The organism is Streptomyces sp. C1-1, assembly GCF_050214755.1.
Lineage (GTDB): Bacteria > Actinomycetota > Actinomycetes > Streptomycetales > Streptomycetaceae > Streptomyces.
The window spans coordinates 3273866-3297240 of record NZ_CP189826.1; the positions used below are offsets into that span (position 1 = coordinate 3273866).

The 23375-nt window shown below is 71.3% G+C and carries 21 protein-coding genes and 2 pseudogenes; 12 read left to right on the forward strand and 11 right to left on the reverse strand.

Annotated features, from left to right (window positions below; all coding sequences use genetic code 11):
- Position 1 precedes the first annotated feature (1 nt).
- Positions 2 to 1249, reverse strand: coding sequence for an ABC transporter substrate-binding protein (locus ACQF4J_RS14685; protein ID WP_351568195.1), 1248 nt, complete (start codon positions 1247 to 1249; stop codon positions 2 to 4).
- A 55-nt stretch (positions 1250 to 1304) separates the two neighbouring features.
- The gene (locus tag ACQF4J_RS14690; protein WP_351568198.1) at positions 1305 to 2840 is read right to left on the reverse strand and encodes a gamma-aminobutyraldehyde dehydrogenase; all 1536 of its coding nucleotides are present in this window, start codon (positions 2838 to 2840) and stop codon (positions 1305 to 1307) included.
- Positions 2841 to 3051: 211 nt separating this feature from the next.
- On the opposite strand from ACQF4J_RS14690, the gene ACQF4J_RS14695 reads away from it, so the two are divergent.
- Entirely contained in the window at positions 3052 to 3621 is a 570-nt protein-coding gene (locus tag ACQF4J_RS14695) for an NADAR family protein (protein ID WP_351805094.1), read from the forward strand.
- Between the two features lie 33 nt (positions 3622 to 3654).
- On the opposite strand, the gene ACQF4J_RS14700 is transcribed toward ACQF4J_RS14695, so the two are convergent.
- The gene (locus ACQF4J_RS14700) at positions 3655 to 4467 is read right to left on the reverse strand and encodes a DUF4190 domain-containing protein (RefSeq protein WP_427165784.1); all 813 of its coding nucleotides are present in this window, start codon (positions 4465 to 4467) and stop codon (positions 3655 to 3657) included.
- 178 nt (positions 4468 to 4645) lie between these two features.
- Between ACQF4J_RS14700 and ACQF4J_RS14705 the strand changes: the two genes are divergently transcribed.
- Positions 4646 to 5740 carry an adenosine deaminase gene (locus ACQF4J_RS14705; RefSeq protein ID WP_351568402.1) on the forward strand — a complete coding sequence of 365 codons (1095 nt, stop codon included), beginning with the start codon at positions 4646 to 4648 and terminating at the stop codon, positions 5738 to 5740.
- Positions 5741 to 5775: 35 nt separating this feature from the next.
- Complete coding sequence (locus tag ACQF4J_RS14710; protein WP_351568207.1) at positions 5776 to 6477, forward strand: glycerophosphodiester phosphodiesterase; 702 nt, start codon at positions 5776 to 5778, stop codon at positions 6475 to 6477.
- Here the strand turns inward: ACQF4J_RS14710 and ACQF4J_RS14715 are convergent.
- Positions 6459 to 8138: an RNA polymerase sigma factor gene (locus ACQF4J_RS14715; RefSeq protein ID WP_427165785.1), complete on the reverse strand. Its 1680-nt coding sequence runs from the start codon at positions 8136 to 8138 to the stop codon at positions 6459 to 6461. The two genes, ACQF4J_RS14710 and ACQF4J_RS14715, sit on opposite strands and share 19 nt — an antisense overlap.
- Before the next feature lie 278 nt (positions 8139 to 8416).
- On the opposite strand from ACQF4J_RS14715, the gene ACQF4J_RS14720 reads away from it, so the two are divergent.
- Positions 8417 to 9547, forward strand: coding sequence for a serine hydrolase domain-containing protein (locus tag ACQF4J_RS14720; protein ID WP_351568213.1), 1131 nt, complete (start codon positions 8417 to 8419; stop codon positions 9545 to 9547).
- Here ACQF4J_RS14720 and ACQF4J_RS14725 read toward each other — a convergent pair.
- The 5 genes and pseudogenes from ACQF4J_RS14725 to ACQF4J_RS14745 all read right to left on the reverse strand — a co-directional run.
- Positions 9542 to 10057: pseudogene (locus tag ACQF4J_RS14725) on the reverse strand (hypothetical protein); the annotation flags it as partial. The gene ACQF4J_RS14720 and the pseudogene ACQF4J_RS14725 sit on opposite strands and share 6 nt — an antisense overlap.
- Before the next feature lie 70 nt (positions 10058 to 10127).
- A complete protein-coding gene (locus ACQF4J_RS14730) occupies positions 10128 to 10628 on the reverse strand; it encodes a hypothetical protein (protein WP_351568216.1) in 501 nt (166 codons plus the stop codon).
- Positions 10612 to 11103 carry an RNA polymerase sigma factor gene (locus ACQF4J_RS14735; RefSeq protein ID WP_272177376.1) on the reverse strand — a complete coding sequence of 164 codons (492 nt, stop codon included), beginning with the start codon at positions 11101 to 11103 and terminating at the stop codon, positions 10612 to 10614. The genes ACQF4J_RS14730 and ACQF4J_RS14735 overlap by 17 nt, the downstream gene beginning before the upstream one ends.
- A gap of 94 nt (positions 11104 to 11197) precedes the next feature.
- Positions 11198 to 11806 carry a class F sortase gene (locus ACQF4J_RS14740; RefSeq protein ID WP_427165786.1) on the reverse strand — a complete coding sequence of 203 codons (609 nt, stop codon included), beginning with the start codon at positions 11804 to 11806 and terminating at the stop codon, positions 11198 to 11200.
- Positions 11803 to 12180, reverse strand: a complete 378-nt coding sequence (locus ACQF4J_RS14745; protein WP_351568223.1) for a sortase-dependent protein — start codon at positions 12178 to 12180, stop codon at positions 11803 to 11805. The genes ACQF4J_RS14740 and ACQF4J_RS14745 overlap by 4 nt, the downstream gene beginning before the upstream one ends.
- Positions 12181 to 12462: 282 nt before the next feature.
- Here ACQF4J_RS14745 and ACQF4J_RS14750 point away from each other — a divergent pair, with 282 nt between their 5' ends.
- Positions 12463 to 13143: a YceI family protein gene (locus ACQF4J_RS14750; protein ID WP_351805104.1), complete on the forward strand. Its 681-nt coding sequence runs from the start codon at positions 12463 to 12465 to the stop codon at positions 13141 to 13143.
- A 21-nt stretch (positions 13144 to 13164) separates the two neighbouring features.
- Here ACQF4J_RS14750 and ACQF4J_RS14755 read toward each other — a convergent pair whose 3' ends face one another.
- Both ACQF4J_RS14755 and ACQF4J_RS14760 read right to left on the reverse strand, forming a co-directional pair.
- Positions 13165 to 14340, reverse strand: coding sequence for a polyamine ABC transporter substrate-binding protein (locus ACQF4J_RS14755; RefSeq protein WP_351568229.1), 1176 nt, complete (start codon positions 14338 to 14340; stop codon positions 13165 to 13167).
- 110 nt (positions 14341 to 14450) lie between these two features.
- Positions 14451 to 15890 (reverse strand): gamma-aminobutyraldehyde dehydrogenase, encoded by a 1440-nt coding sequence (locus ACQF4J_RS14760; RefSeq protein WP_351568232.1) that lies wholly within the window; start codon positions 15888 to 15890, stop codon positions 14451 to 14453.
- A gap of 176 nt (positions 15891 to 16066) precedes the next feature.
- Here ACQF4J_RS14760 and ACQF4J_RS14765 point away from each other — a divergent pair, with 176 nt between their 5' ends.
- The 7 genes and pseudogenes from ACQF4J_RS14765 (at position 16067) to ACQF4J_RS14795 (ending at position 23352) form a co-directional block, all read left to right on the forward strand.
- Positions 16067 to 16585 (forward strand): Lrp/AsnC family transcriptional regulator, encoded by a 519-nt coding sequence (locus ACQF4J_RS14765; protein ID WP_142142785.1) that lies wholly within the window; start codon positions 16067 to 16069, stop codon positions 16583 to 16585.
- A 2-nt stretch (positions 16586 to 16587) separates the two neighbouring features.
- Complete coding sequence (locus tag ACQF4J_RS14770) at positions 16588 to 17952, forward strand: aspartate aminotransferase family protein (protein WP_351568235.1); 1365 nt, start codon at positions 16588 to 16590, stop codon at positions 17950 to 17952.
- A 204-nt stretch (positions 17953 to 18156) separates the two neighbouring features.
- Positions 18157 to 18861 (forward strand): annotated as a pseudogene (locus ACQF4J_RS14775) (ABC transporter ATP-binding protein); the annotation flags it as partial.
- A 443-nt stretch (positions 18862 to 19304) separates the two neighbouring features.
- Positions 19305 to 20675 (forward strand): hypothetical protein, encoded by a 1371-nt coding sequence (locus ACQF4J_RS14780; protein WP_427165787.1) that lies wholly within the window; start codon positions 19305 to 19307, stop codon positions 20673 to 20675.
- Between the two features lie 138 nt (positions 20676 to 20813).
- Positions 20814 to 21221 carry a VOC family protein gene (locus ACQF4J_RS14785; protein WP_351805147.1) on the forward strand — a complete coding sequence of 136 codons (408 nt, stop codon included), beginning with the start codon at positions 20814 to 20816 and terminating at the stop codon, positions 21219 to 21221.
- 155 nt (positions 21222 to 21376) lie between these two features.
- A complete protein-coding gene (locus ACQF4J_RS14790) occupies positions 21377 to 22498 on the forward strand; it encodes an LOG family protein (RefSeq protein WP_427165788.1) in 1122 nt (373 codons plus the stop codon).
- Positions 22499 to 22659: 161 nt separating this feature from the next.
- On the forward strand, positions 22660 to 23352 hold the full coding sequence (locus ACQF4J_RS14795; RefSeq protein ID WP_351568244.1) for an LAETG motif-containing sortase-dependent surface protein: 693 nt from the start codon (positions 22660 to 22662) through the stop codon (positions 23350 to 23352).
- The last annotated feature ends 23 nt before the right edge of the window (positions 23353 to 23375 follow it).

Genomic DNA, 23375 nt, shown 5'->3' on the forward strand with positions numbered 1-23375 from the left:
GTCACGCCCCTGTGAGCTTCGCGAACTTCTGCTGGAAGGCCGTCTCTTCCTTCGCGCTCAGCGAGCGGAAGGCGTGGGACTTGGCCTGCATGGCCTTGTCGGGAACGATCAGCGGGTTGGTCGCCGCCTTCTTGTCGATCTTGGAAAGGTAGGGCACCACTCCCGCGACCGGGCTCACGTAGTTGATGTAGGCGGCGAGTTCGGCGGCCGGTTCGGGCTCGTAGTAGTAGTCGATGAGCCGTTCGGCGTTCGTCTTGTGCCGGGCCTTGTTGGGGATCAGCATGTTGTCGGTCGACGTCATGTAGCCGCTGTCGGGGATGACATAGCCGACGTCCGGGTTGTCCGCCTGCAGCTGGACGATGTCACCACCCCAGGCGACGCACGCGGCGAAGTCGCCCTTGGTGAGGTCGGACGTGTAGTCGTTGCCGGTGAAGCGGCGGATCTGGCCCTTGTCGACGGCCTTCTGCAGGCGGGCGATGACCGCGTCGTAGTCGTCGGCGGTGAACTTCCCCGGGTCCTTGCCCATGTCCAGCATGGTCATGCCGACGGAGTCACGCATCTCGGTCAGGAAGCCGACCCGGCCCTTGAGCTTGGGGTTGTCGAGCAGGTCGGAGATCGACTTCACCTCGACGCCGTCGAGGGCCTTCTTGTTGTACGCGATGACGGTCGAAATGCCCTGCCAGACGTACGAGTAGGCGCGACCCGGGTCCCAGTCGGGGCTGCGGAACTGGTCCGAGAGGTTGGCGTAGGCGTGCGGCAGGTTCGAGGCGTCCAGCTTCTGGACGTAGCCGAGCCGGATCATGCGGGCGGCCAGCCAGTCGGTGAGGACGATCAGGTCCCGGCCGGTGTCCTGGCCGGCGGCGAGCTGCGGCTGGATCTTGCCGAAGAACTCGTCGTTGTCGTTGATGTCCTCGGTGTACTTGACCGCTATCCCGGTCCGCTTGCGGAACGCGTCCAGCGTCGGGTGGTGTTTCTCGCTGTCGTCCACGTCGATGTACTCGGGCCAGTTGGAGAAGTTCACCACCTTCTCCTTGGCCGAGTGGTCGTCGGCGGACACTCCGCCGCTCGTCTTGCCCGCGGCGGGGATGCCGCAGCCGCTCAGGGTCGCGAGACCGCCGACGGCGAGCGCGCCGCCGGCGGAGGCACGTATCAGGGACCGGCGGGTCATCGCCGCCCGGCCGTTGCGAAGGCTGCGCCGCATCGCGGCCGCCACGACCGGTGACAGGCGGTCGGGCTCGTACTGCTCCATGCGCGTGGTGCCCTTTCGGGAGTGGCGGCCGCGGGTCGGGCGGCCTTTCCTGCTGCTATCGGTCCCCGAAGATCGTGCGGTGCCAGTCCTTGCGGGCCACCGCCGTATTGTCGAACATGACGTGTTTGATCTGGGTGTACTCCTCGAACGAGTACGAGGACATGTCCTTGCCGAAGCCGGACGCCTTGTACCCGCCGTGGGGCATCTCGCTGATGATCGGAATGTGGTCGTTGACCCACACGCAGCCCGCCTTGATCTCGCGGGTTGCGCGGTTCGCCCGGTAGACGTCCCGGCTCCAGGCGGAGGCGGCGAGGCCGTACGGGGTGTCGTTGGCGAGGGCGATCCCCTCGTCGTCGCCGTCGAACGGCAGGACCACCAGCACCGGGCCGAACAACTCGGACTGGACGATCTCGCTGTCCTGGGCGGCGTCCGCGACCAGGGTAGGCCGGTAGTAGGCGCCCTTGGCGAGTTCACCGTCGGGCGCCTCGCCGCCGGTGACCACGCGCGCGTAGGCACGCGCCCGCTCGACGAACCCGGCGACCCGGTCGCGCTGGGTGTGGGAGATGAGCGGGCCGAGGTCGGTGCCGGGGGCGAACGGGTCGCCCAGCCGGACGGTCTCCATCAGGGCGGCCGTCCGCTCCACGAACGCGTCGTACAGGGGCCGCTGCACGTACGCGCGCGTGGCGGCCGTGCAGTCCTGCCCGGTGTTGATGAGGGCGCCCGCGACGGCGCCGTGCACGGCCGCCTCCAGGTCGGCGTCGTCGAAGACGACGAAGGGGGCCTTGCCGCCCAGCTCCAGGTGGAGGCGCTTGACGGTCGCGGTGGCGATCTCGGCGACGCGCTTGCCGACGGCGGTGGAGCCGGTGAAGGAGGTCATGGCGACGTCGGGGTGTCCGACGAGGTGCTCGCCGGCCACCCGGCCGGTCCCGGTGACGATGTTGACGACACCGTCCGGGATGCCGGCGTCCGTGGCGGCCTGCGCGAACATCAGCGAGGTGAGCGGGGTGAGCTCGGCGGGCTTGAGCACGATCGTGTTGCCCGCGGCGATCGCCGGGAGGATCTTCCAGGCGGCCATCTGGAGTGGGTAGTTCCAGGGGGCGATCGAGCCGACCACGCCGATGGGCTCGCGGCGGACGTACGAGGTGTGGTCGCCGGAGTACTCGCCGGCGGACTGCCCCTGAAGGTGCCGGGCGGCGCCCGCGAAGAACGCGGTGTTGTCGATGGTCCCCGGCACGTCGAACTCACGGGTCAGCTTCAGCGGCTTTCCGCACTGCAGGGACTCGGCGCGGGCGAAGTCCTCGGCGCGGTCGGCGAGCACGGCGGCGAAACGGTGCAGGGCGTCCGAGCGGTCGCCCGGGGTGAGGCCCGCCCAGCCGGGGAACGCCTCGCGGGCGGCGGCGACGGCGGCGTCCACGTCGTCGGTGCCGGCCAGCTCGTACGTGCAGACCTCCTCGCCGGTCGCCGGGTCGACGACGGCGTGCGTGCGGCCGGACGTGCCTTTCGTCAGACGGCCGCCGATGTACTGGGCGCCGTCCGCGAAGCGGTCCTGCGCGGGGAATCGGTCCGGGGTGGCGGTACCCGGGTTCTGCATGTCGCTCTCCTCCGCCGTCGCCCCGCTGCCGAAAAGGGCGGGTGGCGTAGCTCCAGCTCGATTTGAGTGCCGATCCTGACAGAGCAATAGCGGTCCTACAAGTGATTCCGTTGTTGCCTTTCGGTTACGCGACGGAATCTGTCGACCAGGTGTCGAGTGACCGCGGAAAAGGGAGGACGGAGTGTCAGTGGTGGCTGCGAGACTCGCGTGCATGGAAAGGATCACGGGGAGTATCGACTCGCGGGAAGCCCTGGTCAGGGAGGTCCGCGCGGGGTCGAGGGTGAAGTACCTGCATTTCTGGGGGCACCGTCCGCTGCCGGACGGACGGATCGGCGCGAGCTGTCTGAGTCAGTGGTGGCCGGCGCCGTTCACCGTGGACGGAGTGACGTACGGGACCGCCGAGCACTGGATGATGGCGGGCAAGGCACGGCTGTTCGCCGACCCGGAGGCCGAGCAGCGGATCCTCGCCGCCGGGCACCCCTCGCAGGCCAAGAAGGCGGGGCGGCTGGTGCGCGGCTTCGACGAGGAGACATGGCGGCGCGAGCGGTTCGCCGTCGTCGTCGAGGGCAGCGTCCACAAGTTCGCCGCGCACCCGGAGCTGCGGGAGTTCCTGTTGAACACCGGGGACCGGGTGCTGGTGGAGGCGAGCCCCGTGGACCGGGTGTGGGGCATCGGCCTCGCGGCCGACGACGAGGCGGCGGCGGACCCGGAGCGCTGGCGCGGACCGAACCTGCTGGGCTTCGCACTCATGCGGGCCCGGGAGCGGCTGCGGCAGGAGTGAGCCGCCCGGGCGTCGGGCGCGGTGCCCTCGCTGTCAGACCTGGGGCAGGAGCGGGGCCGTGACGCGGGGCGCGGAGTTGTAGGAGGGGCCGTCGTCCACGTTGTTCCGCTCGTCGTTGACGGCGGCCACGATCGCGAAGACGATCAGGGCGATCGTGGCGATGCCGAGCACGATGCCGACGATGCCGGTGACGAAGCCGGCCTGCGCCTGACCGCGGTTGGTCGCCTCACCGCGGTCGGCCCGCCGCTTGCCCTTGATACCGAGGATCACGGCGAGGACGCCGAGTATCAGGGAGACGATGCCGTAGAGGCAGAACAGGCAGCACGACAGGATGCCCAGGATCATCGCCGAGGTGCCGAGGCCGTTCTGCGGGGGCGGCTGCATACCGGGCCAGCCGTAGCCCTGCGGGTAGGCGGGATAGCCGTAGCCGCCGGGCGCGCCGGGGTTCTGCGGTCCGGGACCGGTGGGCGCGATGGGCGGGGGCGGCACGGCGGACTCGGACCAGCCACCGGGGGCGGCGCCCGAGCCGGGCGGGGCATAGCCGGGGGCTCCGTAGCCGGGAGCGCCGTAACCGGGGGCTCCGTGAGCGGGCGTACCGGGGCCGGGGTAGCCGTAGCCGGGGGTTCCGGGGGCGGGGGTTCCAGGGGCGGGAGTGCCGGCTCCGGGCGGCGCGAAACCGTCGGAGGGCACGGACGTCACGGTCGCCTGGTCGTACACGGACGGCGGCCGCGGCGAGCCGGGCGGCTGATCACGCGGCCCCTTGTCCAGCGACGTCTTGCGCTCGGGCGGCGCCCACGGATCGTGCTCCGGCGCCGCGCCCCCACCCGGCTGTGTCTGATCCGCCACGTCCCCGTCCCCCTCGCTCGATGGTCCGGCCATCGTAAAGCCTCGACCTGCCCGTACGACGGGCCGGTAGCCGACCCGCGCCGTCCCCGCCGTCCGCCGCCACCGGCGTCCGCCAACCACCGCCGAGCCCGGCCCGCGGGCGGTCTGTCTACGATGACCACGATTCACCGATCAGCCGATCACCCGCGTCCCGCGCCCACAGGGCACCGGACGCCGTTCCCGGGGAGGAACCTTGACCGACCACCGCGACCTGCACAGCTTCATCGCCGGACTGCCGAAGGCCGAACTCCACGTCCACCACGTCGGCTCCGCCTCCCCCCGGATCGTCTCGGAACTGGCCGCCCGCCACCCCGACTCCAAGGTCCCCACCGACCCCGAGGCCCTGGCCGACTACTTCACCTTCACGGACTTCGCCCACTTCATCGACGTGTACCTGTCGGTCGTGGACCTCATCCGCACCCCCGAGGACGTACGCCTGCTCACGTACGAGGTGGCCCGGGACCTGGCCCGGCAGCAGGTGCGCTACGCCGAGCTGACCATCACGCCGTTCTCCTCCACCCGCCGCGGCATCGACGAGCGGGCCTTCATGGACGCCGTCGAAGACGCCCGCAAGGCGGCCGAGGCCGAGTTCGGGACGGTGCTGCGCTGGTGCTTCGACATCCCCGGCGAGGCGGGCCTGGAGTCGGCCGAGGAGACGGTCCGGCTCGCCACCGACGACCGGCTGCGCCCCGAGGGGCTGGTCTCCTTCGGGCTCGGCGGACCCGAGATCGGCGTGCCCAGGCCGCAGTTCAAGCCGTACTTCGACCGGGCCGTCGCCGCCGGACTGCACTCCGTGCCGCACGCCGGCGAGACCACCGGCCCGGAGACGGTGTGGGACGCGCTGACGCATCTGCACGCCGAGCGCATCGGGCACGGCACCCACTCGTTCCAGGACCCGAAGCTGCTCGCCCACCTCGCCGAGCACCGCATCCCGTTGGAGGTCTGCCCGACCTCCAACATCGCCACCCGCGCGGTCCGCACCCTCGACGAGCACCCGGTCAAGGAGTTCGTGAAGGCCGGGATCGTGGTGACGATCAACTCCGACGACCCGCCGATGTTCGGTACCGACCTGAACAACGAGTTCGCGGTCGCCGCCCGCCTCCTGGACCTCGACGAGCGGGGCGTCGCCGCCCTCGCGAAGAACGCGGTCGACGTCTCCTTCCTGGACGAGCCCGGCAAGACCCGCATCCGCGAGGAGATCGACGCGTACACCTCGGCGTGGCTGGCCCCCTGAGCCGTACCGCCTTCGCCGGCCACCACAATGGGGCCATGCAGAACCTGACCGCCGTGGCCCACCGGGGCGACCCGTACCGCGTCCGAGAGAACACGGTCGACTCGCTGCGTTCCGCGCTCGACCTGGGCGCGGACGCAGTCGAGATCGACGTACGCCTGACCAGGGACGGCGTCCCCGTGCTGCTGCACGACGCGACGCTCAAGCGGCTGTGGGAGCACGACCGGCCGCTTCGGTCGCTGTCCGCGGACGAGGTCCGCGGCCTGACCGACGGCCGGATCCCCACGCTCGCCGAGGCCCTGGCCGCCACCGAGGGCAGCCGGGTGATGATCGACCTGCCCGGCACTCGGGACGTGCGGGAGGCCCGCCGGGTGGTGGACGCCGTGCGGGAGGCCGGGGCACGGGAGCGGGTGTACTACTGCGCGGGCGCCGAGGAGATGCTCGCCGTGCGGGCGGCCGACCCGTCCGCGGAGATCGCGCTGACCCGCACCACGCTGGCGCCCGCGCGTCCCGTGCTGCTGGAGGCGGTGCGCCCGCGCTGGCTCAACTACCGCTTCTCGCTGGTCGACCGGGCCCTGGCCGCCCGGGTGCACCGCGACGGCCTGCTGCTCTCGGTCTGGACCCCGGACACCCGCCGCTCGATGCGCCGCCTGATCGACCTGGGCGTCGACTCGATCACCACGAACCGCGTCGACGTCCTGCGCGCGCTGCGGGAGGCGCCCTACACGCGGGAGCGCTGAGGCACCGTCGCGGGATCGGCGGGCGTCGCCCGGGTGACGTACTGCGGGACGGGGGTGTCGTCCTTGCCGGTGTCGCGGACCAGGCCGTAGCGGATCGCGCCCCGGGCGGGGCCGGTGGTGATGTCCTTCTCCGCCGCGTCCCAGGTGCTGGGGAAGACGCTGAGGCCGTAGTCGGCGCCGCGTTCGTTGACGGTGAGGGTGACACGGCCGTCGAGGTAGAAGTACTCGTTCTGCCACATCTGCTGGGTGCCGGCGGGCAGTACGTCATAGCCGGTGGCCTTGCTGCCCATGCCGGTGGCGGTGGGGTCGGTCCCGCCGACGGGGTCGTCCATGCGGCGGCCGCCGCCCGAGGCGACGTGGAAGAGTCTGCCCTTCAGACCGGTCCAGGAGGGCGGGACCAGACCGCCCGGGCGGTACTGCGGGGAGATCTGCCAGCGGACGAGGACGTATCCCGTGCCGGTGAGGGTCACGGCGTCGCCGCGGTGGTTCAGGACGGCGTGCGCGCCGCCGGTGCTGGTGACGCCGGACCCGGGGCGGCGGGGCAGGACGGCGGGCGGGGTGTCGGGGTCCGGTGCCCTGTCCACGGCGTCGACGACGCTGCCGTAGAGCGCGGTCGTCCTCTTCGTCGCCGACGGGGACGGGCTGGGCGACGCGGAGGCGGACCGGGTGGGGGCGGGCGGGCGGTGGGTGCTCGCGGCCGTGGGGGCGGCCGCCACGCGCGGCGGCGGCGCGTCGGGGGTCCGCGTGACGACGTACGCGCCGCCGACCGCGACCGTCACGCCCGCCGTCACCGCGACCGCCGGCTTGGTGAGCAGGCCGAGGATCTTGGCGGACCAGCCGGCGGACGAGGCGGCTGCCGCCGTCTTGCCGCCGAGGGCCAGGGAGAGGGTGAATCCGGCCGGGAGCGGGACGAGCGCGATGCCGACGAGCAGGCGTTCGGCGGGCACGACCGCCTCGCGGGCGTCGCCGCAGTAGCCGCAGCCCCTGATGTGCCGGGCCAGCCGCTTGCGCCAGACCGAGTCGGGCCGGCCGTCCCAGCGGGCGGTGAGCTCGCGCAGGTCCGGACAGGCGCCGTCGAGGGCGCGCACGATGCCGCGCGAGGTCTCCAGGCGTTCCTTCACCCGCTGGACGCGCACGGCGGCGTGCTGCCTGCTGATGCCGACGGCCGCGGCCAGCTCGCGCCGGCTCAGCTCCCCCGCGACCTCCAGCCACCACAGCGACAGCAGTTGCCGGTCCTCGTCGTCGAGCCAGCGCACCGCCTCCGCGACCTCCCGCCGCTGCCCCGCCAACTGCAGCCGCAGCACGGTGAGTTCGGCGAAGTCGGTGGTCTCCCCGGCCGCACTCTCGTCGAGCTGCCGGGGGGTCCTGCGGCGGGCACGGTCCCGGATCTGGCGCATCGCGATCGCCATCAGCCAGGACCGGAAGCTGTCCGGGTCGCGCAGTGAGCCGAGGTGGTCGACGGCCCGCAGCATCGTCTCCTGGACGACGTCGTCGACGTCGGCGTGGCCGTTGAGGGCACGGCCGACGACGTTGTAGACCAGCGGCAGCCAGCCCGCGACCAGGTCGTCCAGCGCCCGCCGGTCACCGGCCTGCGCGGCGGCGATGGTGGCACGCCACTGCCGTCCGGCTCTTTCGTCCACGTCCGTACTCTCCCGGCTCATACGCTTCGCGACCGCACCTTCTCAGTCCGACCGGTCGTGTTGTCCATGTCGGAGGTCACAGTCGGGGACGCGGAGGGGACGCCGGCGATAACACTTTTTCCGCGCGCCCGGGGCGGAAGGCGCTTCCCGTAAGGGCGATCCCCCACAACTCCTGTCTCCAGTAAGGGACTTGCTCCGGGAACCCTCAGGGCCCGGCCCCTCCTCAGCGACGATCCCCGTGCGCCCGCACCGGCCGAGGATGATCTCGACACCCACCGCCGAAACCTCCGGAGCAGCCCATGCGTGCCCGTGTCTCGACCGCTCTCGCCGCCTCCCTCGTCCTCGCCCTGGCCGCCGGTCCCCTGGCGGCCCCCGCGTTCGCCGCCCCCGCTCCGGCGTCCGCGCACGACACGTCCGGGCCCGACGCCGAGGCCCTGCGCGCCGCGATCGCCGGCCTTCCCGACGCGGACGCGACCGCCGCGCTCATCCGGGTCGGCGGCGACGGGACCTGGAAAGGGACGGCGGGCGTCCGGGACGTCCGCACCGGGGCGCCGGCGCTGGAGAACGGGCGCTTCCGGGCCGGTTCGGTGACGAAGGTGGTCACCGCGGCGATCGTGCTGCAGCTGGCCGCGGAGGGCCGTATCGACCTCGACGGCACCGTGCAGCGCTACCTGCCGGGTCTGCTCACCGCGGACTTCAAGCCCATCACCGTACGGCAGTTGCTGAACTACACCAGTGGCCTGCGGTCGGGCGCGTCCCTCGGCGACACGGTCGAGGAGGGCTATCCGCACCGGTTCGAGACGCTGACCCCGCGGCAGGTCGTGGCGGCCTCCGTCGCCAAGGGCCCGGCGTACGACCCCGGCACGCACCAGGACTACGACAACATCCACTACACCGTGCTCGGCATGCTCATCGAGAAGGTGACCGGGGACTCCTACGCCCACCAGGCCGCGGTACGGGTCTTCCGGCCGCTCGGCATGCGCGACAGCTCGTTCCCCGTCGGCGCCGACCCGCGCGTCCACGGCCCCCACAACCGCGGATACGACTGGATCGACGGCGAGTTGACGGACGTGACCGACTGGAACATGACCGACCGCAAGGCCGCAGGCGACCTGATCTCCACCACCGCCGACCTGCAGAAGCTGCTGGTGGGGCTGTTCCGCGGCCGGGTGGTGCCCGAGCCGCAGCTGCAGGAGATGTTCACGCTTCCCGACGTGCCCGGCGCGCGGTACGCGGCGGGGCTGGAGCGGTTCGAGCTCAACGGCAGGGTGATCTGGGGCAAGACCGGCTCACGGCCCGGCTACGCCACGGTGATCGCCGCCACCCGCGACCTCTCCCGCACCCTCGTCTACTCGGTCGACTCCACCGACGCCAAGGGCGACGGCCAGGCCACCGCCGAGCGTTTCGCCTACCCCGCCTTCAACCGCTGAGGCCACCGGGGCGGCCTGCTCCAGCCGCTCCAGCCGCTTGATCTTCTTCCGGACGACGTAGAGCGGGATCACTCCGAACACCCCGAACGACATGTCGATCAGCGACCACCAGAAGGGGATCCCCCGGATCGGCCCGCAGACCAGCGCGAGCGGGATGATCCCGGCGCAGGCGATCATCGCGAACTCGACGACCCAGATGTTGCGGACCGGGTCCCGGTACGGCCCGTAGAAGGCGACCGCGATGACGAGGTGGGCGAAGGCCAGCCAGTCGGTGCCGTAGAGGAGGAAGGGGTAGTCGGCGTCGGCGGTGTCGAGGCCGCGCCGGACGTGCTCGATCCAGTCCATGAGCGCGGGGAGGTGCTGCGGCACGGACAGCGACCGCAACAGGGTCTCGGCCCAGTGCAGTTCGTGCACCAGTGGGAACGCGGTGGCGCCGCTGAGCACCAGGCAGACGACGAAGAGGACCAACCAGGCGCGGATGCCCTTCAGCAGGGCGGCTCTGTCGCTCATGAGGGCAGCGTACGCCGCTGTTGAACACGTTCAAAAACTGGGTCCGGGTATCGCCGTGTGCTCCGCCCGCCTATCGCCGCGCGCTCTGACCGGGTGACGCTCCGGGCACGCTGCGGACGGCGGACGGTTCCACCGAGGGGACGCCGGTCGGCGTGCGGGTGGACCGGGTCGAGGACGCGGTGGTGGGCACGGAGCGGGCCGACTCGGTGGGGCCGGCGGTCGGCCTGCCGGTCCGGGGGTCCGGGGTGGGGTGGGGGCTCGACGGGCGGGGGGTGGGCGAGTCGGGCGGCCGGGTCGAGGGGCTGCTCACCGGTGGCGGAGCGAGGGGGGCCACCGGGGAAGGGCGGGTGTCCGAGGCGGACAGGCGCAGCGGAAGGATGGCCAGGGCCGCCACACCGCAGGTCAGGGCGGCGCCGGCGGCGGCCTTGAGGAAGCGGCGGCGGGCCGCGCCGCGACGGATGGCCCGGTAGCGGCCGGGGGGCGGGCCGAGGTGCCGGGCGGGCGGCTGGAGCAGGACCGTGAGCGGGTCCTCGGGGTCGATGTCCGGGCCCTCGTCAGAGTGTGTGATCAACGCTTCTCCTCAGGTGGGCGCGGAGCAGTTCGCGGGCCGCGTGGAGGTCCGCCTTGACGGTCCCCTCCCGGCGTCCGGTGAGGGCGGCCACCTCCCGGATCGGCATGTCAGCGTAGTAGTGGAGCAGGATCGGCACGCGCAGGCGTTCGGGGAGGGACTGCACGAGCAGGCGCACCGAGGGGTCCGTCTGTTCGGGGTGCGGGGCCACCGCCGCCTCGGTCTTCGCGCGGCGTACGGCGCGGCGTTCGCGCTCCAGCTTGCGCCAGTGGTCCCGGACGATGTTGGCCGCGGTGACGTAGAGGAAGCCGCTCGGCTCCGCCACGGTGGTCCAGCGGGCCCAGAGCCGGGTGAAGGCCTCCGAGGCGATCTCGTGCGCGGTCTCGTCGTCGTCGACCAGCCGGCGGACCCAGCCGGCGAGGCGCGGATAGAGGGCGGCGAACAGCTCGGACGCGGCCTTCTCGCGGGAGCGTTTCAACGTTCTCCATGGTCGTGGGGGTGCGGGGCGGCTCTGGGAGGAAGAGCCCGGGCCGGGGCGGATCGTTGCCCCGGCCCGGATTCTGTGACGCGGTTCAGGGGCTTGCGGAGGTCAGCGCCGCGAAGACGATCACGTTGTCGCGGTAGCCGTCTCCGGTACGGGCTCCCCCGCACGTGATCAGGCGCAGCTCGGGCCGGTCCACGTCGCCGTACACCTCCTTCGTGGGGAAGTCGGCCTTGGCGACCGTGCGGACGTCAGTGACGGCGAAGGCCGCATCCGTGCCGTTCTCCAGGCGCACCTCGATCCGCTCGCCCCGGCGCAGGTCCTTCAGGTGCCGGAAGACGCCGTCCCCGTAGGCGCCGACCGTGACATGGCCGAGGATCACGGAGGGTCCCCGCTGGCCGGGTGTCGGCGAGTGGCGGTACCAGCCCGCCCGGTCGTGCGCCTGGACCGGCGGGACCTGCACGGTGCCGTCCGCGGCCAGGCCCAGCCGCAGTACCGGGGTGTCGACCCCGATGGCCGGTATCCGGAGCCCGACCGGGACCGATCGCCCCACCGCGGACACCGACTTGGCCGGTGGCCGGGCGGAGGACGACGGGGCGCTCGCGACGTGCCCGGCGGTGTTCCCCCCACCGCCGCCGCAGCCCACGAGCAGGGCGGCCAGCGCCGCGGCGGCCAGAGCGCGCCCGGCGAGCGGCCTCATGCCCCGTTCGCCCGCCGGCGGCGCAGGAGGAGGACGGCGCCGCCGCCCACGACGACGGCCGCGGCGGCACCCCCGCCGATCAGCGCGCCCCCGGACCCCGACGAGGTGTCGGCCACACCGGTGTTCGGCGCTCCGCTGGGCACGACGGACACCTGACCGCGGGACGGCGCGCGGGTCGGCTCGGCGCTCGCGCGTCGGCCCGGGACGCTCGGGACCGGGGAGGGCTCGGTGGAGGTGCTGGGCCGCTCGGTCGGCGTGGCGGCGCTCGGCACGGGAGAGGGGGCCTGGGACGCCCCGTCGGCGAACGCGGGCATCGCGCCCGCCAGTACGGCGGTGCAGGCAAGTGCCAGGGCACTGAGGCCGGTTCGGCGCATGACTGGGTCTCTCTTTCGTCGGTCCGCCCGGCCGGTGGTCGGCCGGCGGGCTGTGGGGTGGATCGAGCGGAGAGACGAGGCGGGGCCGGAACGGGTTGTAAAGAGAAGGCAAAGCCGTCGAGGCCGCGATCGGCGCACCACGGCCCAACCACCGTGCGGGAAAGGCCTCTTGCCGAACGGCCGGAGAACTTCTCCACGTCCGAGGGCAATTCGTGACGACCGTGTGTGCGGGTTGCCAAGGAGGCTTGCGGCCGCAGTTGGCATGACGTAAGTACGTGAATCATGAACCTGTTCACCCGTGCGTCGTCCCTGCGCCGCCCGGCTCCCCCCACCGCCCCCGCCCCCACGACCCCGGCACTCCCCCAACGCAGGCCGGGTCAGCAGCAGTCGGCACCGACCGGGGTGCTGGACCCCTCCCTCGCGCCACTGACCGGGGAGTGGGTCGTCGACCCGGCGCACAGCCGTATCGGCTTCTCCGTCCGGCACGCCCTGGTGACCACCGTGCGGGGGTCGTTCGCGGAGTTCGAAAGCCGTCTGTACTTCGACGGTCGCGACCCCTCGCGCTCACGGGCCGAGATCGTCCTGCACACCGCGTCCGTCGACACCGGTGTGGAGCAGCGGGACGCCCACCTCGTCGGCCGCGACTTCCTGGACGCCCGCTCCTACCCGCAGATGCGCTTCGTCAGCACGGCCGTACGCCTGGTGGGAAACGATGTCTACCGCATGACGGGCGACCTGACCATCAAGAAGGTCACCCGCCCGGTCGACCTGGAGCTCACCTACATCGGCCATGTCACCGACGCGTTCGGGGACGAGCGCGTCGGCTTCGACGGCACGACCACCATCAACCGTTCCGAATGGGGCCTGACCTATGACCAGCGGCTGGCGGAGGGCGGCGCCATGGTGAGCGAGAAGGTGCGCCTGCAGTTCGACATCGCCGCGATCCGCATGTCCCGCCGCTGACGGGGGCGCGCCGCCGTCGACTCACAGCCCCACGATCGCGTTCCACCGCTTCGCGAACCCCACCCGCTCCTGCGACGTGATGTCCCGGGCGATCACGAGCCGCTTGCGCATCTCGGCGTCCGGGAAGATCAGCGCGTTCTCGGCGAGGGCCGCGGTGTCCTTGTCCTTGGCGGAGGCGAGGACGTCCCGGGCGGCGGGCACGGGGCAGACGTAGTTGACCCAGGCGGCGAGTTCGGCGGCGACCTCGGGCTCGTAGTAGTGGTCGACGAGCCGCTCGGCGTTGCGCTTGTGCAGGGCGCGGTCCGGGATCATCAGGGAGTCCGACCACAGTTCGGCGCCCTCCTCGGGCACCACGAACCGGATGTCGGGGTTGTCGGCCCGCAGTTGGATGACGTCACCGGAGTACGCCTGGCAGGCCAGGACGTCCCCGGTGACCAGGTCCTTGGTGTAGTCGTTGCCGGTGAAGCGGCGGATGTGGCCGCTCGCGACGTACTTCTCCACCTGGTCGCAGACCTTGTCGAAGTCCGCGGCCGTCCACCGGGTGATGTCGACGCCGTTGCCCTGCATCAGCAGCGCGAACGCCTCGTCCAGGCCGGACAGCAGCGTCACCCGCCCCTTGAGGTCGCCCGCCCACAGGTCGGCGACACCGCGTATCTCGCGGCCGAGCTTCTTCCGGTTGTACGCGATTCCGGTGATGCCGGACTGCCACGGCACCGTGTACCTGCGGCCCGGGTCGAAGGCGGGCGAGCGCAGCAGCGGGTCGAGGTACTCGGCGACGTTCGGCTGCTTCGACCGGTCCATCTGCTGGACCCAGCCCAGCCGTACGAAGCGCGCGCACATCCAGTCGCTCATGACGATCAGGTCGCGGCCGGTCTGCTGGTGGTTCATCAGCGCCGGACTGATCTTGCCGAAGAACTCGTCGTTGTCGTTGATCTCCTCGGTGTACTTCACGGAGATCCCCGTGCGCTTCTCGAACGCCTCCAGCGTCGGGCGGCTGTCCGGGTTCTTGTCGTCGGTGTCGATGTACAGCGGCCAGTTCGCCCAGGTCAGCTTCTTCTGACGGGCCGACAGGTCCGCGACGGCACGCTCACCGGGCCGCACGTAGGCGGCGGGCACCCCGCAGCCGGCCACCCCGCCGAGGAGCGCGAGCAGCAGCGAACGACGGGAAAGCGCAAGGTTCTTCGGTGTGAGGGGCATTGCCGCAGCATCCCGCCCCCGACTGTGCACCGACAATCGACGCTGCGTCGAGGACGCAGGCGGGGGGACCGGACACCTTGTCGATGCCGGTCCCACTCACCCGCTACGCCCTACGCGTCCAGCGACGTCATCACGTGCTTGATGCGCGTGTAGTCGTCGAAGCCGTACGCCGACAGGTCCTTGCCGTAACCGGACTTCTTGAACCCGCCGTGCGGCATCTCCGCCACCAGCGGGATGTGCGTGTTGATCCATACGCAGCCGAAGTCCAGCTTCTTCGACATCCGCATGGCCCGCCCGTGGTCCCTGGTCCACACCGAGGAGGCCAGCGCGTACTCCACGCCGTTGGCCCACTCCACCGCCTGGTCCTCGTCCGAGAAGGACTGCACGGTGATGACGGGCCCGAAGACCTCCTTCTGGATGATCTCGTCGTCCTGCTTCAGCCCGGAGACGACGGTCGGGGCGTAGAAGTAGCCCTTCTCGCCGACCTGGTGGCCGCCGGCCTCGACCTTGGCGTGCGCGGGCAGCCGCTCGATGAACCCGGAGACCTGCTTGAGCTGGTTCGGGTTGTTGAGCGGGCCGAACAGCACGTCCTCGTCGTCCGGCTGCCCCGTCTTGGTCTCGGCGGCGGCCTTCGCCAGCGCCGCCACGAACTCGTCGTGGATCGCCTCCTGCACGAGCACGCGGGTGGCCGCCGTACAGTCCTGCCCGGCGTTGAAGAAGCCCGCCACGGAGATGTCCTCGACGGCCTTGGCGATGTCGGTGTCCTCGAAGACGACGACCGGCGCCTTGCCGCCGAGCTCCAGGTGGACCCGCTTGAGGTCCTTCGACGCCGACTCCGCGACCTGCATGCCCGCACGCACCGACCCGGTGATGGAGGCCATCGCGGGCGTCGGGTGCTCGACCATCAGACGGCCCGTCTCCCGGTCACCGGTGATGACGTTGAAGACGCCCTTCGGCAGGATGCCGCCGATGATGTCGGCGATCAGCACGGTCGACGCCGGGGTGGTGTCCGAGGGCTTCAGCACGACCGTGTTGCCGGCCGCGATCGCCGGGGCGAACTTCCAGACGGCCATCATCATCGGGTAGTTCCACGGCGCGACCTGCGCGCAGACGCCGACCGGCTCACGGCGGACGATCGAGGTCAGTCCCTCCATGTACTCGCCGGCCGACCGGCCCTCCAGCATCCGCGCCGCGCCCGCGAAGAAGCGGATCTGGTCGACCATCGGCGGGATCTCCTCGGACCGCGTGAGCCCGATCGGCTTGCCCGTGTTCTCGACCTCCGCCGCGATCAGTTCCTCGGCACGCTCCTCGAAGGCGTCCGCGATCTTCAGCAGGGCCTTCTGCCGCTCGGCCGGGGTCGTGTCGCGCCAGCCCGGGAAGGCCGCGGCGGCGGCCGCCATCGCGGCGTCCACGTCCGCCGGCCCGGACAGCGGCGCGGTGGCGTACGCCTCGCCGGTCGCGGGGTTGACCACTTCGGTGGTCCGTCCGTCGGCGGCGTCCCGGAACTCACCGTCGATGTGGTTGCGCAGACGACGTAGCTCGGTGCTCACTGCCGGCCCTCCAAGTTCGAGTGGATCCAACGTGTCCATTGGCTGAGACACCCACCCTAATCGGCAAGCCCACGTTTTCAACACCCCCGATCGCACCAAGGCTGCGAAATCCGCAGGTCTCAGTCGCGTAAACAACGAATTTCATCGGTCCACCCTTGCGGAACTGTCGAGACGTCGTGCACAGTGAGGGCGTGGCCAGTCGAAGCGCAGAGCACAGGGACTCGACCCGCGAGTCCAGGAACGGCACCCCTCATCTGGATGCCGTCTCCCTCGCCATCATCGAACAGCTCCAGGAGGACGGCAGGCGCCCGTACGCCGCGATCGGCAAGGCCGTGGGCCTGTCCGAGGCGGCCGTGCGCCAGCGCGTGCAGAAGCTGCTCGACCAGGGCGTGATGCAGATCGTCGCCGTCACGGACCCGCTCACCGTGGGATTCCGCCGGCAGGCGATGGTCGGAGTCAACGTCGAGGGCGATGTCGAGTCCATCGCGGACGCGCTGACGGACATGTCGGAAGTCGAGTACGTGGTGATGACCGCGGGCTCGTTCGACATCCTCGCCGAGATCGTCTGCGAGGACGACGACCACCTGCTGGACGTCATCAACAAACGCATCCGGGCGCTGCCCGGTGTGCGCTCCACCGAGAGCTTCGTCTACCTCAAGCTCAAGAAGCAGACCTACATGTGGGGAACCCGATAACCGTGAGCCAGAAGGACCTCAGCAAGACCGCGTACGACCACCTGTGGATGCACTTCACCCGCATGTCCTCGTACGAGAACTCCCCCGTCCCCACGATCGTGCGGGGCGAAGGCACCTACATCTACGACGACAAGGGCAAGCGCTACCTGGACGGTCTCGCCGGTCTGTTCGTGGTCCAGGCCGGTCACGGCCGCACCGAGCTCGCCGAGACCGCCTTCAAGCAGGCCCAGGAGCTGGCGTTCTTCCCGGTCTGGTCCTACGCCCACCCCAAGGCCGTCGAGCTGGCCGAGCGGCTTGCCGACCACGCGCCGGGCGACCTGAACAAGGTCTTCTTCACCACCGGCGGCGGCGAGGCGGTGGAGACCGCCTGGAAGCTGGCCAAGCAGTACTTCAAGCTGGTCGGCAAGCCCACCAAGTACAAGGTCATCTCCCGCGCGGTCGCCTACCACGGCACCCCGCAGGGCGCCCTGTCCATCACCGGCCTGCCGGGCCTGAAGGCCCCCTTCGAGCCGCTCGTCCCGGGCGCGCACAAGGTCCCGAACACCAACATCTACCGCGCCCCGATATTCGGCGACGACCCGGAGGCCTACGGCCGCTGGGCCGCCGACCAGATCGAGCAGCAGATCCTCTTCGAGGGCCCGGACACGGTCGCCGCGGTCTTCCTGGAGCCCGTGCAGAACGCCGGCGGCTGCTTCCCGCCCCCGCCCGGCTACTTCCAGCGCGTGCGCGAGATATGCGACCAGTACGACGTGCTGCTCGTCTCCGACGAGGTCATCTGCGCCTTCGGCCGCCTGGGCACGATGTTCGCCTGCGACAAGTTCGACTACGTCCCGGACATGATCACCTGCGCCAAGGGCATGACCTCGGGCTACTCCCCGATCGGCGCCTGCATCATCTCCGACCGCCTGGCCGAGCCGTTCTACAAGGGCGACAACACCTTCCTGCACGGCTACACCTTCGGCGGCCACCCGGTCTCGGCCGCGGTCGGCCTCGCCAACCTCGACCTCTTCGAGCGCGAGAACCTCAACCAGCACGTCCTGGACAACGAGGGCGCCTTCCGCGCGACGCTGGAGAAGCTGCACGACCTGCCCATCGTCGGCGACGTCCGCGGCAACGGCTTCTTCTACGGCATCGAGCTGGTGAAGGACAAGGCCACCAAGGAGTCATTCAACGACGAGGAGACCGAGCGCGTCCTGTACGGCTTCCTCTCCAAGGCCCTCTTCGACAACGGCCTGTACTGCCGTGCCGACGACCGCGGCGACCCGGTCGTCCAGCTCGCCCCGCCGCTGATCTCCAACCAGGAGACCTTCGACGAGATCGAGCAGATCCTGCGCGCGACGCTGACGGAGGCGTGGACGAAGCTCTGATCCTCCTTGAGGAACGTACTCAAGAAAGATCAATCACGGCCCCGGTGCCGCCCGTTCGAGTGAGAAACGGGCGCCCGGGGCCGTGTGCTGTCCGGCCTTCGGGCTACGGCTGCCTAGCGTGCGAGTGACCGATCGGCCCTGTCTTCGTTCCCCCGCACGGGGGATAGGCACGGCAATAACGGATCTGAACCGAGGTGTACGCCCATGGTGGCCCCGCCGGACAACGACGTGCTCTGGGCACGCGCCCTGCACTTCCAGCACAGCGACGGCTCGCCCGCGCTTCTCGGCGTCTCGCTCGGCGTCCAGGAGGGCGAGATCCTCGCCGTCAGCGGTCCGCGCGGCAGCGGCAAGACGACCCTGCTGCGCTGCCTGTCCGGACTCGTGCCGGCCCAGCGCGGCGAGGTCTGGTTCAACAGCGTGCCCGTGCACACGATGGGCCCGCTCACCCGTGAGCGCCTGCGGCGCGACCGCTTCGGCTGGATCGACCCGGCGCCGGTCCTCGTCCCCGAACTGAACGTGTGGGAGAACGCCGCCCTCCCCCTCATGCTGCGTGGCACCGGCCGCCGCCTGGCCAAGACGACCGCCCTGGAGTGGCTGGAGCGCCTGGACATCGGCGACCGCGCACGCAACCGACCGCACGAACTCACCCAGGCGGAACGCCAGCGCGTCGCGATCGCCCGGGCCCTGGCGCCCGCGCCGACGGTCCTCTTCGCCGACGAGCCGACCGCCCCGCTGCACCGCGCGGACCGCGCACACGTGCTGCGGACGCTGACGACCGCGGCCCGCTCGCACGGCATCACGGTCGTCCTGGCCACCCACGACCCGGAGACGGCGGCCCTCGCCGACCGCACCGTGTCCCTCCTGGACGGCCGCCGGGTGAACACCCTCCACCTCCCGGCGTTCCCGGAAGCCAGATCGACGGACCAGGAGAGGCCCGCGCAGGCCCGGAAAGCAGAACCCGGAAGCCGAAGGAGCGGGCCGCACAGCCGAGGAACCGAACACGAAGGCCCGACGAGCCGGGCGCGTGCCCGGGAGACGGGTCCCGCGGGCCGAGCAACCGACGAACGCGAAGGCCTGACGAACCGGGGCCGGGAGACCGGTCCCGCGGGCCGAACAACCGAACGCGAGAGCCGGGCGAGCCTGGCACAGTGCGAGGACATGGGTCCCGCGGGCCGGGAGACCGAACGCGAGAGCCGGGCGAGCCGGGCGCAGGGCCAAGGGGCCGATTCCACGGGCCGAGGGGTGCAAGCGGACGGCGGAGCGGGTCGGCCGGAAGGCGAGGGGCCCGAGCCGGAAGGCCACGCGGCGAAGCCGGAAGGGCGAGGGGCCGAGACGGAAGGTCAGGGGGCCGCGTGCTCGCTCTCCGTCTGACCCGCGGCGCCCACCCGGCCGTACACCTGCGCCGCCTCCTGGTGGCCATGGCCTCGGCGGGCACGGGCTTCCTCCTCCTATGCACCCTCGGCCACGCCCTCGGCCACCCCGACTACCCCTCCGCCTCCCTGTTCCGCCTGGCCTGGTGCCTGACCCCGCTGGCCGCCACGGTCCACTTCGCGGTGGCGGTGGCCCGCACGGACCCCGCCACCAGGCCCCGCCCCGGCCTCTCGGCCATCGGTCTCGGACCGGGCCGCCTGATGACCATCTCGGCCACGACCACGGCCCTGTCCTGCACGCTGGGCTCGATGACCGCCCTGCTGTTCTTCCTGCACCTGCGGGGCGACCTCACGGGCATGCCGTTCGACGGAGCGGCGTCGCTGTTGCTCGCCGCGGACCAGCCGCTGCCGCTGCCGGCCGCGCTGACGCTGCTGGCGCTGGTACCGGTGATCGCGTCGGTAGCGGTGATGCTGGTGCTCAGGCCGAAGGAGACCCGCCCGAAGCCGGCACCGGGCGCGGACCGCTCCTTCGGCCGCTTCGGCGCGTACCGCAGGTCGACGACTCGGGACACCTTCGGCGCGTACGGCCGTTTCGGCGCCCGCCTGCGCCCGCTGTCGGCGGGAACGCCCGCAGGCGAGGCAGCGGGCCCCCGGCCGGCACGCGCCGACGGGACGCCCCTCGCGGACGTCGCGCCGCCCGAGACCGGCCCCGACGGCCACGACCGTCTCCCCGCGCCCCGCAAGCCCCCCGCCGGCCTGCCCTGGGGCATCGCCACCCTCACCGCGGGCCTCGCGGTGGAGGCGTACGCCGCCGCGGCCACGAACACCCGCAGCCTCGCCCTGCCCGGCAACCTGGCGTCCACCACCCCGGCCGTACTCGCCGGCCTCCTCCTCACGGCCGTGGGCCTCGCCCTCACCGCCCCCGGCCTGACCCACCTCACCGGCCGTCTCCTCCAGTCCGCCCGGCCCGGTGCCCTGCGTCTCCTCGCGGGCCGTGTGCTCATGGAGGAGGCCGGCCGCATCGGCCGCCCCCTCGGCATCGTCTGCGCGATGGCCTCCGCCGCCTTCGCCATGACCGCCCTGTACACCCCGGAACCGGACGAGCCCGCCTTCGGCCCGCTCACCACCCTCGGCACCCTCCTCGTCACCGGCTGCACGATCGCCACCCTCCTCACCGCCGCCGTGGAGGCACGACAGGCCAGGGCCGACACCACGGCCGCACTCCAGCGTCTGGGCGCCCCCGCCACCATGCTGCGCAGCGCGGCCGCCCTCCGCGCCGCCGCCCTGCTGGCCCTCTTCGGCCCGCTCACCCTCCTCGTGGCCGAGCTGGCGGCCCTGCCCCTCACTCGCTGAGAACCCGTAGGAAGAAATTCGCAGGCAGAAGTTCGTGGGCAGAAGTTCGTAGAAGAAATTCCCCGAGCGCCGATGAGTCGCGCGCCGCACCGCGGTCTACCCACCGAACAGCACGAACACCCGATGGGAGAGACCCGCATGTACCAGCAGATGATCTTCGTGAACCTGGCGACCAACGACGTCGACGCGTCGAAGAAGTTCTTCACGGAGCTCGGCTACGCGATCAACCCGCAGTTCAGCACCGACGACTGCGCCTGCGTCGTGATCAGCGACACCATCGTCGCGATGCTGCTGAGCAAGCAGCGGTACGCGGACTTCACCAAGAAGGAGATCGCGGACTCGACGAAGACGAGCGAGACGCTGATCTGTCTGAGCGCCGAGAGCCGCGGGAAGGTCGACGAACTGGTCGACAAGGCCATCGCCGCGGGCGGCACGGCGACCGGCGAGACCCAGGACCACGGCTTCATGTACGGCCGCGCCTTCGACGACCTCGACGGCCACACCTGGGAGGTCATGTGGATGGACCCTGCGGCCGTCCAGAGCTGAACGCCCTCCGGCCTCACGACAGCTCGGGCGGCTCCGGGTTCCACCGGTACCGGACGTCCTCCTCGGCCGGGCGGCCAGGACCTCCCTGAGCTCCCGTGTCCCTCCGTCAGGGTTCCCCGCCCGGTCGACGACGTTCTCCTCCTTAGCATGGCCGGGTGCAGACCAGCCCGGCCCATGCGGCCCACCACGACGAACGCGAGATCGAGACGCTCGAGGACTTCGACGCGACCGTCTCGGCCCGCGGCACCCTCGCCGGCTACCGAGTGCAGGCCGTCGATCTGACGGACCGTACGCGGGAGTTGCTCACCACCGACACCGCGGGCGCGGTCTTCCTCGGCTGCCCGATGCGGGAGGACGCGGCGCAGAAGATCCGGACCGACGGCGCCCTGGTCTTCCCGCCGGTTCCGGACCTCCCCTTCGATCCCTACCGCGGGCACCTCTACACGGCCGACCAGCTGTTCGCCTCGCTGGAGAAGGGGTACGAGCAGACGCCGGACGCCCTGGCCTACGCCTGGTTCCAGCGCACCAAGGCGGACGGCGACATCTTCGCGTCAGCGCTGCGGGCCGTGCACGACGACTCCATCTCCGACGCCCTGGACGAACTCCTGCGCGGGGCGCGGGTGGTGGGCGTCATGGGCGGCCACGCGATGGCACGCGGCACGGAGGCGTACGCGGGCGCGGCACGCCTGGGTCGCGAACTGAGCCGCGCCGGGCTGACCGTGGCGACCGGTGGGGGGCCGGGGGCGATGGAGGCGGCGAACCTGGGCGCGTACGCGGCGCCGTACGAAGACGAGATGCTGGAGGAGGCCTGCGAACTCCTCGCCCGGGCACCCTCGTTCACGCCGTCGGTCACCGACTGGGCGCGGGCGGCCTTCGAGGTGCGCGGCCGCTGGCCGAAGGGCAACCACTCGGTCGGCATTCCCACCTGGTTCTACGGCCACGAGCCGCCGAACCCCTTCGCCGCCTACATCGCCAAGTACTTCGCCAACGCCACCCGCGAGGACGGGCTGCTGGCCCGGTGCAACGCCGGCGTGGTCTTCCTGCCGGGCGCGGCCGGCACCGTACAGGAGATATTCGACAACGCGACGCCCAACTACTACGAGTCGCGGGGCGAGCCGACGCCCATGGTGCTGGTCGACCGGGAGCACTGGACGCGGCGGCTGCCGACCTGGCCCCTCTTGCAGGCACTCGCCCGGGAACGCTCGATGGAGTCCCGTATCGCCCTCGTTGACCGGATCGAGGAGGCCCCGGAGGCATTGAAACGTCTCGGTGGTTAATAAGCGAGTAAAGCCAACCCGCGGTGCAGGCCTTTGGATTGACACTCCTTATGGAACGCTTATAGACCTGTGAGCCTCATGGGGATGGTGAAGCCTCACCTCACCGTCGCGTCACCTCCCCTACAGCCCCCCGCAGTTGTGCCATCCCGTGAAGGGCAAACGTGTCCATAACTCGCCGCACCGCGCGTCGTTCAGCGCAGATCCTGGGCGTCGCCGCCGCCTCCACCGCGCTCGCCGTGAGCGCCGCGGGCTCCGCGCTCGCCTGCAACATCAGTGAGTTCTCCGCCGAAGCCAAGTGCGACGGCAGCAAGGGCGTCATCGTCGTCACCGACAAGGACGCCTCCGGCACCCCGGCCACGATCACCGTGTTCCTCGAGAGCAACGGCGCCGACGCGAAGCAGATCGGTGAGCAGGACGTCACCGGTTCGCGCGAGGGTGTCACCGTCACGTTCAACGAGGACTGGCAGCCCAAGGCCGAGTACCGCGTCCACGTCACGGCCGGGAAGGACAAGGACCACCCGATCGTCGACAAGGACATCACGCCGAACCTGACCACCCCCGCCGAGGGCTGCTCCAAGGGCGAGTCGACCCCGCCGGCCACCCCCTCGCCGTCGGAGTCCGCCTCGACCCCGGCCTCGGAGTCCCCGACCCCGTCGGCCTCGGAGAGCAGCACCACTCCGGCGGGCAGCACCGACAACGAGCCGTCCCCGGCGGCCGGCGACTCCAACCTCGCCGAGACCGGTGCGAGCTCCAACACCGGTCTGATCGCCGGTATCGCGGGCGGCCTGGTCGTCGTGGGCGGCGGCGCCGTCTACTTCGGCATGCGCCGTCGCGGGGCGAACAGCACGCGCTGACGCCTCACTTCGCAACACGCTGT